The organism is Anaerosoma tenue (genome assembly GCF_023161965.1).
Classification (GTDB): domain Bacteria; phylum Actinomycetota; class Coriobacteriia; order Anaerosomatales; family Anaerosomataceae; genus Anaerosoma; species Anaerosoma tenue.
This window is the reverse complement of the sequence record NZ_JALNTY010000002.1, coordinates 50,094-62,281: the sequence shown is the minus strand read 5'-3', so window position 1 is coordinate 62,281 and position 12,188 is coordinate 50,094. Positions and strand designations below refer to the sequence as shown.

Here is a 12,188-nt window from a genome sequence, read left to right as displayed (position 1 = left end):
ACTATACTGTAGCGATCCATACGCTGTCATCGCGTTTCGGACCGTGTGACGGCGATGACGCGATCGTGAAAGCGGTGATGGGGTTCCCATGGAAAAGCTCGAACGCATCCTGAGCGTCGAGGAACGTGCCCGGGACATCGTCGCCGAAGCGCGCGAGCACGCGAACTCGCTTGAGCGCGCGGCCGCATCGGATGCCGACCACGTCAGGCGGTCGACGATCGCGGCGGCCCGCCAGGACGCGGAAGCGAAGGCTGCGGCCATCCTGACGGACGCGCACGCCGAGCGTGAGCGGTATGAGGCGGAGGCTGCGGCGGCCCGTGATGAGTACGTCCGAGCGGCCGAGGGTCGCCTTCCGGTCGCGGTGGCGGCCGTCCTGGACGAGCTGGCGGGCTGATATCGTGGCTGTCGCACGTATGTTGCGCGTCACCGTGCTCGGCCACACGTCGGCGCTCGACGAGGCTGTCGAGCGCATGCGGCGCGCCGGAGCGCTCGATATCGAGACGGTGGCCGAGGGTACGGCGCCGGCGTACGCCTCGCCCGATCCCGCTGAGGTGAGGCGTCTCGAGGAGTATCGCGCCGACGCCGTCTTCATCCGCGACTTCCTGCGGCGCTATCACACGAGCGACCAGCCGTTCTCTTCGTTCATATCCGAGAAGCTGCATCTCTCGGAGGATGAGTTCGCCGCTCTTGAGGTGGACACGACGCTCCTGCACGTCTACGAGCAGTGCCAGGGGGTCGCCGACTCGATGGCGGAACTGCGCCGCGAGCGGGGCCGCCTCCAGGCCCTTGCGCACGAGTTGCTTGCATGGGAGCCGCTCCGGCTCGAGATCGGCCGATGGGTGGGCACCGAGCATGTGGCGTTGTTCACGGGTGTGATCCCCTCGCCTGAGGGCTGTGCGACCAGGGAGATGCTCCGCGAGATCACGCCGCACGTCTCGGTGGAGGAACTCGCCTCGGTGGGCGGGAAGACGGCATGGGTCGTGATGGCGCATCGTACTGTGGTGGACGAGGTGCGCGCGGTGCTTGCGGGCACCGACTTCGCCGACGTGAAGTTCCCCGGGCTCCACGACTACCCCGCAGAGGAACGGGCGGTCGCGCTCGAGCGCATAGCCGAGATAGACGAGCGGCTCGCGGTTCTCGACGGGCAGGCGCAGACCCTCTCCGAGCAGTACCACGACGATGCCGTGGCGCTCGTGGAGGCCATCGACGCGGACCTTGAAGCGGTGACCGTCCGCGAACACTTCGGGACGACGGAGCGGGCCTTCGTCATCACCGGGTGGGTGAGCGCCAAGCGCCGGGGCGTCCTGGACGAGGCGCTTGAGCCGCTCGCTGACACGCTTGACGTGAGCTACGAGGACCCCGGCCCAGGTGACACGCCGCCGGTGGAGCTCGAGAACCCGAGATTCTTGCGTCCATTCGAGGTGCTGACCGACCTCTACGGCCGGCCGCGGTACGACGAGCTGGATCCCACACCGCTGCTGGCGCCGTTCTTTTGGGTCTTCTTCGGTATCTGCATCGGTGATGTGGGTTATGGGCTGATGCTGATCGTGGCGTCGTGGCTCATCAAGAAGAAGCTCGATGTGGCTCCGGGCGTTAAGAAGCTCATGGACCTCTTCATCGTGGGCGGGGTGGGTGCGATGTTCGCCGGGGTGGCGCTCGGCTCGTACTTCGCATGGGACCTCGAGCTGCCGCCGCTTCTCGAGAGTCTCCGGCTCATCAACCCGATGGAGGAGCTGCCCACCTTCCTGGTGTTCTCCATCGCGCTCGGCGTGCTGCAGGTGCTCTTCGGCGTGCTGATCTCGGCCTGGAATCTCGCGCGCAAAGGCGACTGGGCGTCGGCCGTCTTCGATCAGGCGTCAACGGTGGTGCTGTTCGCCGCGATCGCGGTGGCGGTCCTCGTGCCGTCGCTCTCCACGGTGGCCATCGTACTGGGGCTGGGCCTCACCGCGCTCGGCAAGAGCCGTGCGATCGACGTCGCGCTGCGTGAGGTGGAAGCGCCCGCGTGGGACAAGGGGCTGGGCGCCGCGTGGCTTGCGGTGTTCGTGGGCTGGCTGCTCTCGCTGGCGTTGGGTTGGAGCGCCCCCCTCGGCTGGATGCTGCTTGCGATCACGGTCGCAGGAATGGTCGTGTCCAAGGCGACCCGGCGGGTGGTGGCGGCCATGCTCGGCGGAGCCTACGCCGTGTACGGCCTCTCATCGCTGATCGGCGATATCCTGAGCTACACGCGGCTCGCTGCGCTCGCGCTTTCGGCAACGCTCGTGGGAATGGTGTTCAACCTGCTCGCCAGGCTCGTGGGCGCCGGTGCCGGCAGCATGTTCGACAAGGGCGGCGGGGCCATCGTCGGCGGCGTGGTCATCATGGTCTTCGCCGCGCTGATCTTCGTGGTGGGCCATGTGTTCAACGTGGTGATCAACCTGCTGAGCGCGTTCGTGCATCCTGCGCGTCTGCAGTTCGTCGAGTTCTTTGGCAAGTTCTACGAGGGCGGGGGCCGCGCCTATGCGCCGTTCGCCTTCAGATCGAAGACACTGGTATTGCATGCCGACAGCGCGCGGCAGGAAGGAGCGGGAACGTGAGCGACCTCTTCTGGGGCATCTCGGGCATCAACTGGGCGCTGTTCGGTGGTGGTGTTGCGGCGGTGCTCGGGGGTGTGGGCTCCGCGATCGGCATCACCATCGCGTCTGCCACCGTATCAGGCATCGTGACCGAGGACGGCGAGAAGTTCGGCAAGCTCTTGCCGCTCGCGGCGATGCCGAGCACGCAGGGCATCTACGGGTTCATCGCGGCGGTGCTCGTGCTGATCTTCTTCAACATCCTCGGCGGTGAGTCGACGCTGACCGGGCCGCAGGGCTTCGCGGTGTTCCTGGCGTGCCTGCCGGTGGCGTTCCTTGGCATGTTCACCGGCATCTATCAGGGTAAGACGGGCGCCGCGGCTGCTGGCATCGTGGCGCGCAGGAGCGAGGACTCGGGCAAGGCGCTGATCTTCCCGGCGCTGGTCGAGACCTACGCGGTCTTCGCTCTCATCGTGACAGTGCTGATGATGACCGCGCTGCAGGCGACCTTCGGCGGATAGTGAGGCTGATCCCAGGTGGCGATCGCTGACATCATCACCCGCATAGAGGACGATGCGCGCGCCGAGGCGGACGCGATCATCTCGGCTGCGCGGGAGCGTGCCGACGCGGTGCGAGAGCGAGCGCGTCTCGACGCGGAACGCGAGGCCGAGAGGATCGTGGAGCGCACGCTGACGCAGGCGAAGGTAGAGGCCGACACCCTCCTCGCCAATGCGCGGCTTGCGGCCCGCGACTCGCTTCTGGCCGCCAAGAAGGACCTGGCCGAGAGGGCTCTCGCCGAGGCTGGACACAGACTCGAGGACCTCCCTGACGACGAGTACGTCGCGCTCATCGCGCGTGAGGTGGCCGAGGTCGCCGTACCCGGGCAGCGGATCCGCGTGAGCGCCGCCGACGAGCAGCGCCTCCGGACGCTCGGCGCGCTGCTGCGGGACGCTGGCATCGATGTGACAGTGGAAGGCACGTCGCCAGACATCGAGCGGGGTGTGTGCGTTGAGGGCGACGGCGTACGGGTGGACGTTTCCGCCGCGTCGTACATCGCCGAGCACCGTGCCGACCTGCTGCACGTGGCCGTGCGCACCCTGTTCGCCGGGGAGGACCGGTAACGTGGCGCAACTCGCCTCGATACGCGATGACATCCGGTACGGCTTCGCCGTAGGGCGCGTTCGCGTCCTGCAGGCCAAGCTGCTGACGCGGTCGGTCTTCGAGCGGCTGATCGACGCGCCCGACTTCGCCGAGCAGCGCCGCATCCTCTCTGAGACCGCGTTCGGGCGGTATCTCGAGCAGGCGTCCACCGCCACGGACGTCGAGCGAGCGCTCGACGCGTCACTCGGCGACCTGTACGACGAGTTCCTGTTGGAGGCGGGTCTGCCCGAGGCGGTCGTGCGGTTCTTCAGGTTGCCGTACGACTACCGCAACCTGCGCACGGCGCTCAAGACCCGCGTGCTCGGACTGCCGGCGCCCAGGCTGAGCGCGCTCGGCACGATCGAGCCCGCGGCGTTCCTCGGCACCGGAGAGCAGCTTCCCGGCGCGATGTGCGCGCTGCTGACCGCGTGGGACGATGCCGAGCAGCCGCCGGCGTTGTCTGAGGTGGAGACGGCCGTGGACCACGCGCTCTACGAAGCGCTCGCGGCCGAGGCCCGCCGGTCGCGGGTGGCGTTCCTGCGCGATCTGATGACGCTTCGGATCGACCTGGCGAACACCAGGGTGCTCCTGCGGGCCAACGCCAAACGTCTGCCGGGACCCGAGGTTGCCAAGGCGATGATCGGTGGCGGTTCGCGCAGCATCGAAGGCCTGGCGTCCGAGGTCTCGCGTATGGATGCCGAGGAGCTTGCGGAGGCCGTGGCAGGGACTCGCGCGGTGCCGGGGCTCGACGTTGCGGACCTGCTCGATCTCGAGCGTTACGACCTCGCGGCGGCGTCGCTCGATGCCGCCAGGATGGCCTCGGCGCGTATGGTGCCGAGCGGACCGGAGCCCGTGCTCGCGTACGTTCTGGCGCGGGAGGCCGAGGTAGTGGCGCTGCGGATCGTAGTGGTCGGGAGGCTGTCGGGTCTGGAGCGCGACGTGGTGCGCGAGCGGCTGCGGGGCGTGCTATGAGCGAGCGGCTGATGATCGCGGTGGTGGGCGACGCGACCAGTGTGGCCGGCTTTCGGCCGCTGGGGTTCGCCGTCGAGGTGGTGGAGCGGCCGGAGGACGCGAGGGAGCGGTGGCCGGAGCTCGTGAGCGGAAGGTACGGATCGGTCTTCGTGACAGAGCCCGTGTACGAGGCGATCGACGACCTCGTTGCCGACTCCGCCGACAAGCCGGTCCCCGCGGTGACGGTCATCCCGGCTGCCGGCACGTCGGGCGGCGTGGGAGCCAGGAAGTTGAACCGGGCCATCGAGCGTGCGTTGGGCACCTCGATGTCGTCAGGAGAAGAGGAAGGCTAGATGGATCAGGGCACGATTCGCAAAGTAGCCGGACCGCTGGTGGTGGCCACGGGTCTTGGAACGGCCAGGATGTACGACCTGGTGCGCGTGGGTGAGCAAGGACTCATGGGCGAGATCATCGAGATGCGGGGCGACCGCGCTTCGATCCAGGTTTACGAGGAGACCGAGGGCCTGGGCCCTGGCATGCCCGTCGTCTCGACCGGCGCGCCGTTGTCGGTGGAGCTCGGCCCCGGCATGCTCGAGGCCGTGTACGACGGCGTCCAGCGGCCGCTCGACGCGCTGCGCGCGAAGTCAGGCGCGTTCCTCGGCAGAGGCGTCTCGGCCCCCGGGCTCGACCGTGAGAAGCGCTGGGAGTTCGTGCCGGTCGCCACGGCGGGCGCCGTGGTCTCCGGCGGCGACATCATCGGCACGGTGCAGGAGAACGTGGTCGTCGAGCATCGCATCATGGTGCCGCCGGCACTGACCGGCGAGATAGTCGAGATCCACGCGGGGCAGTTCACGGTGGAGCAGACGGTCGCGCGCCTCAGGTCTACCGACGGCACCGAGCATGAGATCACGATGATGCAGACGTGGCCGATCCGCGTTCCGCGTCCGTATCGGAAGAAGATCACGTCGGGTGAGCCGCTGGTGACGGGGACGCGTGTGATCGACACGTTCTTCCCGCTCATCAAGGGTGGCGTCGCCTGCATCCCCGGTCCGTTCGGCGCCGGCAAGACGGTCACGCAGCACCAGGTGGCCAAGTGGAGCAACGCCCAGGTGGTCATCTTCATCGGCTGCGGCGAGCGCGGCAACGAGATGACCGACGTGCTCATGGAGTTCCCGGAGCTCACCGACCCGTATTCCGGCGAGTCGCTGATGAAGCGCACGGTCCTGGTGGCGAACACCTCGAACATGCCGGTGGCGGCTCGCGAGGCGAGCGTGTACACGGGCATCACGATGGCCGAGTACTTCCGCGACATGGGGTACGAGGTGGTTCTGCAGGCCGACTCGACGAGCAGGTGGGCCGAGGCGATGCGCGAGATCTCCGGACGGCTCGAGGAGATGCCCGGAGACGAGGGCTTCCCCGCGTACCTCGGTACGAAGCTCGCCGCGTTCTACGAGCGTGCGGGGGCCGTGCAGTGCCTCGGCGGATCGCGTCCGTCGGGGCCCTCGTCGCTGTCCTCGGATTCCACCGCGGCGACCGTGGGAGCGGCAGGTGCGGAGGGTCCCGACGCAGCCTCCGCAGCGCGGTCTGTGCGCGAGGACAGCAAGGAGGGGCCACTCCGCCCTGCCGCTCCCCGCACGGGCTCCGTATCGGTGGTCGGGTCCGTCTCTCCTCCGGGTGGGGACTTGTCGGAACCGGTCGTGCAGAACACGCTTCGTGTGGTGAAGGTCTACTGGGCGCTGCAGGATCAGCTGGCGTTCCAGCGGCACTTCCCGGCGATCGACTGGCTCACCAGCTACTCGCTCTACCTCGACAGCATCCGCCCGTACTGGGAGAAGGAGGTCTCGCACGAGTTCAGGGACCGCCGCGACCGCTGTATGGCCATCCTTCAGCGGGAGTCGGACCTGGCCGAGATCGTACGGCTCGTGGGTCTCGAGGCGCTGTCGGCCGAGGAGCAGATCCTGATGGAGACCGCCAAGAGCATCCGGGAGGACTTCCTGCAGCAGAACGCATTCCGTGACGACGACCAGTTCAGCTCGCTCACCGAGCAGGACCTGTTGCTCGGGGTGATCCTGCGATTCCATGAGGCGGCGGTGGCGGCCCAGCGTGGGGGAGCGCCGCTCAAGGACATCCTTGCCGCTCCGGTGCGGGAGAAGATCGCCCGGGCCAAGTACGCGACCCTGGACGACCTCGGCATATTCGAAGAGATCGTCTCGGATATCGAGACGCAGTTGGTGGCCGGAAGCGGGGTGAGTGCGTAGATGGCGCGCGAATACACCACTACACGGGACATCGTGGGGCCGCTGCTGCTGGTCGAGCGGGTCATCGACGTCACCTACAACGAGCTTGTCGAGCTCGAGTACCCTAACGGGACCCGTTCGCTCGGCAACGTGCTCGAGGTTGATGGCGATACGGCGCTCGTGCAGGCGTTCGCCGGCACGAGCGGCGCGAACCCCGCGCAGACCAAGGTGCGGTTCCTCGGTCGGGCGCTCGAGCTGGGTGTGAGCCGGGACATGCTGGGGAGGGTGTTCGACGGGCTGGGACGTCCGCGCGACGGCGGCCCGGAGATCATCCCCGATGAGCGGCGTCCGATGCACGGCGAGCCGATCAATCCCACAGCGCGCGACTTCCCCGACGACTTCATCCAGACGGGTATCTCGGCGATCGACGGGCTGAACCCGCTGGTGCGCGGCCAGAAGCTGCCGATCTTCTCGGGCGCCGGCCTGCCGCACAACGAGCTTGCGGCGCAGATCGCGCGACAGGCGGCGGTGCTCAACCGGAGCGACGATCCCACGAAGGTGGGGGAGAAGCTCGAAGGCGAGTTCGCGGTGGTCTTCGCCGCCATGGGCATCACGTTCGCCGACGCCGACTTCTTCATGACCGAGTTCCGCAACACGGCTGCGATCGAGCGGGCCGTGCTCTTCCTCAACCTCGCCGACGATCCGGCGGTGGAGCGCATCAACACGCCGCGGATGGCGCTCACCTGCGCCGAGTACCTCGCGTACACGTGCGACATGCACGTGCTCGTCATCCTCACCGACATGACCTACTACTGCGAGGCGTTGCGCGAGGTGTCGGCAGCCCGCAAAGAGGTGCCGGGGCGCCGTGGTTATCCGGGCTACCTGTACACCGACCTGGCCACCATCTACGAGCGCGCGGGTCGCATCCAGGGCGCGAAGGGGTCGATCACGCAGGTGCCGATCCTCTCGATGCCCGACGACGACAAGACGCACCCGATCCCGGACCTCACCGGCTACATCACCGAGGGGCAGATCATCCTCGACCGGAACCTTCACCGATCGAACATCTACCCGCCGATCGCGGTGTTGCCGAGCCTGTCGCGCCTGAAGCAGAAAGGCATCGGTCCGGGCAAGACACGAGAAGACCACGCGGACCTCTCCAACCAGCTCTTCGGCGCGTACGCGCGTGGAGTGCAGGCCAAGGAGCTCGCGGTCATACTCGGCGATGCGGCTCTATCTGACACCGATAAGGCGTTCGTCGCGTTCGCCGACGCTTTCGAGGGCGGATTCATCCGCCAGGACGCCCACGAAGAGCGCTCGGTGGAGCGCACGCTGGAGATCGGCTGGGAGCTCATGGCGCTGTTGCCCAGGAGCGAGCTGAAGCGCATCAAGGACGAGTACGTGGAGCGGTACCTGAAGGAGCCGGACGAGGCGTGAGCGTGACGACGGGCAGCGTTCTCACCGCAGCGCTCCTGGTGGCGATGGCAGGGCTCATCGGATACCAGGTGTACATGCTGCGCTGGACGAAGCGGACCGCCGGCTCGGTGCCGGGGGCGATCAAGGTGTTGCGCGGGGCCAACATCGTGCTCCTGCTTGCCGGGACCGCCCTCATCATCTGGTCGTTGGCGAGGGGATAGCGATGCCGCAGATCCGCGCCAACCCGAACCGCATGGAGCTCCTCAAGCTGCGACGCAGAGGAGCGGTGGCCCGTCGGGGACACAAGCTCCTGAAGGACAAGCTCGACGAGCTCATGAAGGAGTTCCAGGGCAGGATCGGCGCGAACCGGCGGCTGCGCGCCGAGGTGGAGCGCGACCTTCTCGCGGCGTATGCGCAGTTCGCGATGGCACGGGCGGAAGCGGGGCAGGGCTCGCTTGAGACCGCGCTGATGGCCGGCGAGCCAGGGCCCCTGCTCTCGGTGGATGAGCGAAGCCTCATGAGCGTCTCGGTCCCCGTCTTCACTCTTGACGATCTCCCCGAGCCTGGCGGGTATTCCCTGGCGACCACCCCGGCCGTCCTCGACGCAGGGCTTTCACGGCTGGCCGAGGTGGCGCCGCGGCTTCTCGAGCTCGCGGAACGCGAGAAGGCAATCGAACTGCTGGCCGCGGAGATCGAGCGCACCCGCCGACGTGTGAACGCGCTCGAATACGTGCTGATACCGTCCATAGACGAGACGGTGCGCAGCATCACCATGAAGCTCGACGAGGCGGAGCGGAGCAACCTGACCCGCCTGATGAAGGTGAAGGACATGATCGCCCGGCAGGAGACGGCCGAGGGTCTCTGACGAGCCGTGTGCCGCTCGGGATGCGTTTCGAGCCGCTCGTCGGGAGCGTTGCACGCTCGTCGGGCACCGGCCGCCATCCCTAAAGCGAAGACCCGCGTAAGCCGATTACTGAGGTGTCAGGACAACAACCAGGCACCTGACATCCGATCCGGCCCAACAGCGGCGCCCCTCCGCTGTGGGCCGGACGGCGTTTCGCACGGGCATGGCGACCGCTTCAGCCGGTCTGTCCGGTGAACGCCCAGTGGCCGATGAGCAGAGCCGGCGCGAGCGCAGCGCCACCCTCGCCTCCACAGAGTTGCCGCTTCGAGCCGATGGCGCGGACATCGGAGAGCGCGGAGAGCACGCTCTGAGTGAATCGCAGGTTGCGGACCGGGGTCGAAAGGCGTCCGTTCTCTATGAGGAACGTGCCATCGCGAGTCATCCCGGTGAGCACGACCTTCATCGGGTCTTCGACGTTCACGTAGTGGAAGCGCGTTACGTAGACGCCCCGTTCCACCGAGCCGATCATCTCGTCCAGTGTCGCGTCTCCGGCCTGCATCTCGATGTTCAGCGGAAGCGGTCCGTACGGGTTGGGCGCGGGAAGCGCATGCCCGGTGTCCGGCCGGTCGAGCTTGGCGGCGAAGTACGAGTCGGTCACCGGTCCGATCGCCACACCGCCCTCGATCAGCGGAGTCCTGCGGCGCGGTTGGCCCTCGTAGTCGAACGATATGCCGATCGTTGCGGGCGACAGGGCATCGTCGTAGATGCTCACGCACGTGTCTGCCACGCGCGTCCCCAGCGCGTTGACGAGGAAGGAGCTCCCCTCGGCAAAGGCCTTCGCGCCAAAACCAAGATAGCCGAGGAAGTCGAGGATGTCGGCGACCGCTTCCGGTGCCAGCACCACGGTGTACGTGCCGGGCTCAAGGTCGCCGGCGCCCGCCGAGCGCTCGGCCAGCGTTGCCGCGCTGCTCCCCAGTTGTGCCGGCAGGAACGTTCCTGCGTCACGGCCGAGGAACGACCCCCATCCGCTCGCTCCGCCCTCGCCCATGGCCAGAACGGTCGCCCGGAGCTCGTCGGTCTGCATCGACGCGTCAACGTCGTGCGTGTTGGCTATGGCCACCGCGTAGTCGTTGACCGAAACGGTGCCTGCGGCCACGAGCCCTCGCGCGTCGGACTGCTGGATGATCTCTGCGGCAGCGCGAGCGCGTCCCGCGGCGTCGTACATCGAGAGGAGCGACAGGCTCCGGGAGGGGATCGAGAGCGGAGCGGGCTTGGGGAGCCCGGGGAAGTCAGGGTCCTTCGGGGCGTGCCGTGCGGCATCAACGGCGGCCGAAGCGCAGCGCGCTACCGCTTCGTTGTCCAGCCGGTTGGTGCTTGCCACGCCGGTGCGTGTCCCGAGAACGGCACGGATCGACAGCTGCGAGTCGGTCTCGGTCACGTTCTGGTGGATGCGGTTGCCGGCGAAGCGCGTGAGCGCCGAGATGCTCGAGATGACCACCGCCTCGGCGCTGTCGGCCCGGGTCATGTGCGCGGCGCGATTGGCGATGGTGCGTATCTCCTCGAGCGAGCGTCTCATCGGGCCACCCCCACGCGGACGTTCCTGAATCTTGCGGGAGCCGCTCCGTGCGCCACATGCGCCACCTGCATCGGCTCGCCTTTGCCGCAGTTGGGGATCCCCCACACCTGCCAGTGGTCGCGGTTGCAGACCGCGTCACACGAGCCCCAGAACTCCGGGGTGATCCCTGTGTAGTTGGGGTTCTTCACCATACGGCCGAGTGTGCCGTTCTTGATCTCCCAGCCGATCTCGCACCCGAACTGGAAGTTCAGGCGGCGGTCATCGATCGACCAGGAGTTGTTCGTCTCGAAGTAGAAGCCGTCGTCTGTGTCAGCGATCAGGTCGTCGAGCGCCCATTCGCCCGGCTCCAGGCTTACGGTGGTCATCCGGATCAGCGGTTGACGCTGCCATCCGTCGGCACGCATGCACCCGTTCGAGGTGCGGTCGATCGCCAGAGCCGACTCTCGCGACGTCTGGAATCCGGTGAGCACCCCGTTGGTGATCAGGTGATCCCGCTGTGCTGGCACGCCCTCGTCGTCGTACCCGAACGAACCTATCGACCCGGGAATCGTGGCGTCAGAGGTCACGGTCACCTGCTCCGAGCCGTAGCGGAGCGTGCCGAGATCGGGGATGCCCACCCACGACGTGCCCGCGAAGGCCGCCTCATCGCCGAGGATGCGGTCGAGCTCCGTGGGATGCCCGATCGACTCGTGGATCTGGAGCGCCACCTGTGAAGCGTCGATGATCAGCGTCGTCTCCCGCGCCGGACATGGGGCCGCGCTCAGGAGGGCGGTCGCCTCCTCGGCTACGCGTGGGGCGTGACCCGGCAGGTCGAGCGCCAGGATAGCCTCCCATCCACCCTGCACGGCCTGTCCGCCGAGGTTGTTGGGATACGAGCGCGGGAGCATCTCTCCGTCGCCGATCGCGAACGCTGTGAGCCCGGCCTGCGACTCCACGTAGGATTGCTCGATCAGCGACCCCTCAGTGGAGCCGAATACCTTACGCACCGCGAGGAAGTTCATGCTCGTGCTGGTCACACGCACTGCGGCCTCGGCGCGGAGGACATCGTCCGCCAACAGCAGCAGCGCGAGTTTGTCGTCGAGCGACACGGTGAAGGGGTCGGTCACGCACGGTCCGGTCCAGGTGTCGGTGTACGCGTCCACCGGCGCCAGGGCCACCGGGCGCCGGGCAGTCGTGGCCGCCGCCTGCGCGAGCGCCACGGCCTCGCGTGCCGCTGAGGTGACGCCGTTGGTGGAAAGGTCCGAGGTCGCAGCGAATCCCCAGGCGCCGTCCGCGATCGCCCGAATGCCGATGCCGAGCGATTCGCCCGACTCGACGCCGTCCACCCGGCCGGTGCGCACGGAGAGTCGTTCGTGGCGCGTCTCAACCACTCGAGCGTCCGCATACGTGGCGCCGGCCGCGTTGGCAGCTTCGAGGGCTGTTGCGATCAGATCCTTCATGCGTCCTCCGAGCCCTGTCGTCAGCGGCACAGCGGC

Annotated in this window: 12 protein-coding genes; 10 read left to right on the top strand and 2 right to left on the bottom strand. The window is 67.7% G+C overall.

The features are described from left to right. The first annotated feature begins 88 nt into the window (after positions 1-88). The 10 genes from MSB02_RS05185 to MSB02_RS05140 are packed head-to-tail and all read left to right on the top strand — an operon-like array spanning position 89 to position 9,158. Positions 89-394 (top strand): hypothetical protein, encoded by a 306-nt coding sequence (locus tag MSB02_RS05185; protein WP_267194175.1) that lies wholly within the window; start codon positions 89-91, stop codon positions 392-394. Positions 395-398: 4 nt separating this feature from the next. Further along, a complete protein-coding gene (locus MSB02_RS05180; RefSeq protein ID WP_267194174.1) occupies positions 399-2,573 on the top strand; it encodes a V-type ATP synthase subunit I in 2,175 nt (724 codons plus the stop codon). Continuing rightward, positions 2,570-3,070 carry a V-type ATP synthase subunit K gene (locus tag MSB02_RS05175; protein WP_267194173.1) on the top strand — a complete coding sequence of 167 codons (501 nt, stop codon included), beginning with the start codon at positions 2,570-2,572 and terminating at the stop codon, positions 3,068-3,070. The genes MSB02_RS05180 and MSB02_RS05175 overlap by 4 nt, the downstream gene beginning before the upstream one ends. Before the next feature lie 15 nt (positions 3,071-3,085). Further along, complete coding sequence (locus tag MSB02_RS05170) at positions 3,086-3,670, top strand: V-type ATP synthase subunit E (protein ID WP_267194172.1); 585 nt, start codon at positions 3,086-3,088, stop codon at positions 3,668-3,670. A 1-nt stretch (position 3,671) separates the two neighbouring features. Further along, positions 3,672-4,661 (top strand): V-type ATPase subunit, encoded by a 990-nt coding sequence (locus MSB02_RS05165; protein ID WP_267194171.1) that lies wholly within the window; start codon positions 3,672-3,674, stop codon positions 4,659-4,661. After that, positions 4,658-4,993 (top strand): V-type ATP synthase subunit F, encoded by a 336-nt coding sequence (locus MSB02_RS05160; RefSeq protein ID WP_267194170.1) that lies wholly within the window; start codon positions 4,658-4,660, stop codon positions 4,991-4,993. Before MSB02_RS05165 ends, MSB02_RS05160 begins: the two co-directional genes overlap by 4 nt. Then, positions 4,994-6,898, top strand: a complete 1,905-nt coding sequence (locus tag MSB02_RS05155; protein WP_267194169.1) for a V-type ATP synthase subunit A — start codon at positions 4,994-4,996, stop codon at positions 6,896-6,898. After that, positions 6,899-8,314: a V-type ATP synthase subunit B gene (locus MSB02_RS05150; protein WP_267194168.1), complete on the top strand. Its 1,416-nt coding sequence runs from the start codon at positions 6,899-6,901 to the stop codon at positions 8,312-8,314. Then, positions 8,311-8,514, top strand: a complete 204-nt coding sequence (locus MSB02_RS05145; RefSeq protein ID WP_267194167.1) for a hypothetical protein — start codon at positions 8,311-8,313, stop codon at positions 8,512-8,514. The genes MSB02_RS05150 and MSB02_RS05145 overlap by 4 nt, the downstream gene beginning before the upstream one ends. A 2-nt stretch (positions 8,515-8,516) precedes the next feature. Beyond that, a complete protein-coding gene (locus tag MSB02_RS05140; RefSeq protein WP_267194166.1) occupies positions 8,517-9,158 on the top strand; it encodes a V-type ATP synthase subunit D in 642 nt (213 codons plus the stop codon). 214 nt (positions 9,159-9,372) lie between these two features. Here the strand turns inward: MSB02_RS05140 and MSB02_RS05135 are convergent, their stop codons facing one another. Together MSB02_RS05135 and MSB02_RS05130 are read right to left on the bottom strand one after the other, a co-directional pair. Continuing rightward, positions 9,373-10,713, bottom strand: coding sequence for a TldD/PmbA family protein (locus tag MSB02_RS05135; RefSeq protein WP_267194165.1), 1,341 nt, complete (start codon positions 10,711-10,713; stop codon positions 9,373-9,375). Further along, complete coding sequence (locus MSB02_RS05130) at positions 10,710-12,152, bottom strand: TldD/PmbA family protein (RefSeq protein WP_267194164.1); 1,443 nt, start codon at positions 12,150-12,152, stop codon at positions 10,710-10,712. Before MSB02_RS05130 ends, MSB02_RS05135 begins: the two co-directional genes overlap by 4 nt. Between the last annotated feature and the right edge of the window lie 36 nt (positions 12,153-12,188).

Coding starts and splice junctions, on each gene's coding strand:
- MSB02_RS05135 (WP_267194165.1), bottom strand. CDS start 10,713: ATGAGACGCTCGCTCGAGGAGATACGCACCATCGCCAATCGCGCCGCG.
- MSB02_RS05160 (WP_267194170.1), top strand. CDS start 4,658: ATGAGCGAGCGGCTGATGATCGCGGTGGTGGGCGACGCGACCAGTGTG.
- MSB02_RS05140 (WP_267194166.1), top strand. CDS start 8,517: ATGCCGCAGATCCGCGCCAACCCGAACCGCATGGAGCTCCTCAAGCTG.
- MSB02_RS05150 (WP_267194168.1), top strand. CDS start 6,899: ATGGCGCGCGAATACACCACTACACGGGACATCGTGGGGCCGCTGCTG.
- MSB02_RS05130 (WP_267194164.1), bottom strand. CDS start 12,152: ATGAAGGATCTGATCGCAACAGCCCTCGAAGCTGCCAACGCGGCCGGC.
- MSB02_RS05155 (WP_267194169.1), top strand. CDS start 4,994: ATGGATCAGGGCACGATTCGCAAAGTAGCCGGACCGCTGGTGGTGGCC.
- MSB02_RS05185 (WP_267194175.1), top strand. CDS start 89: ATGGAAAAGCTCGAACGCATCCTGAGCGTCGAGGAACGTGCCCGGGAC.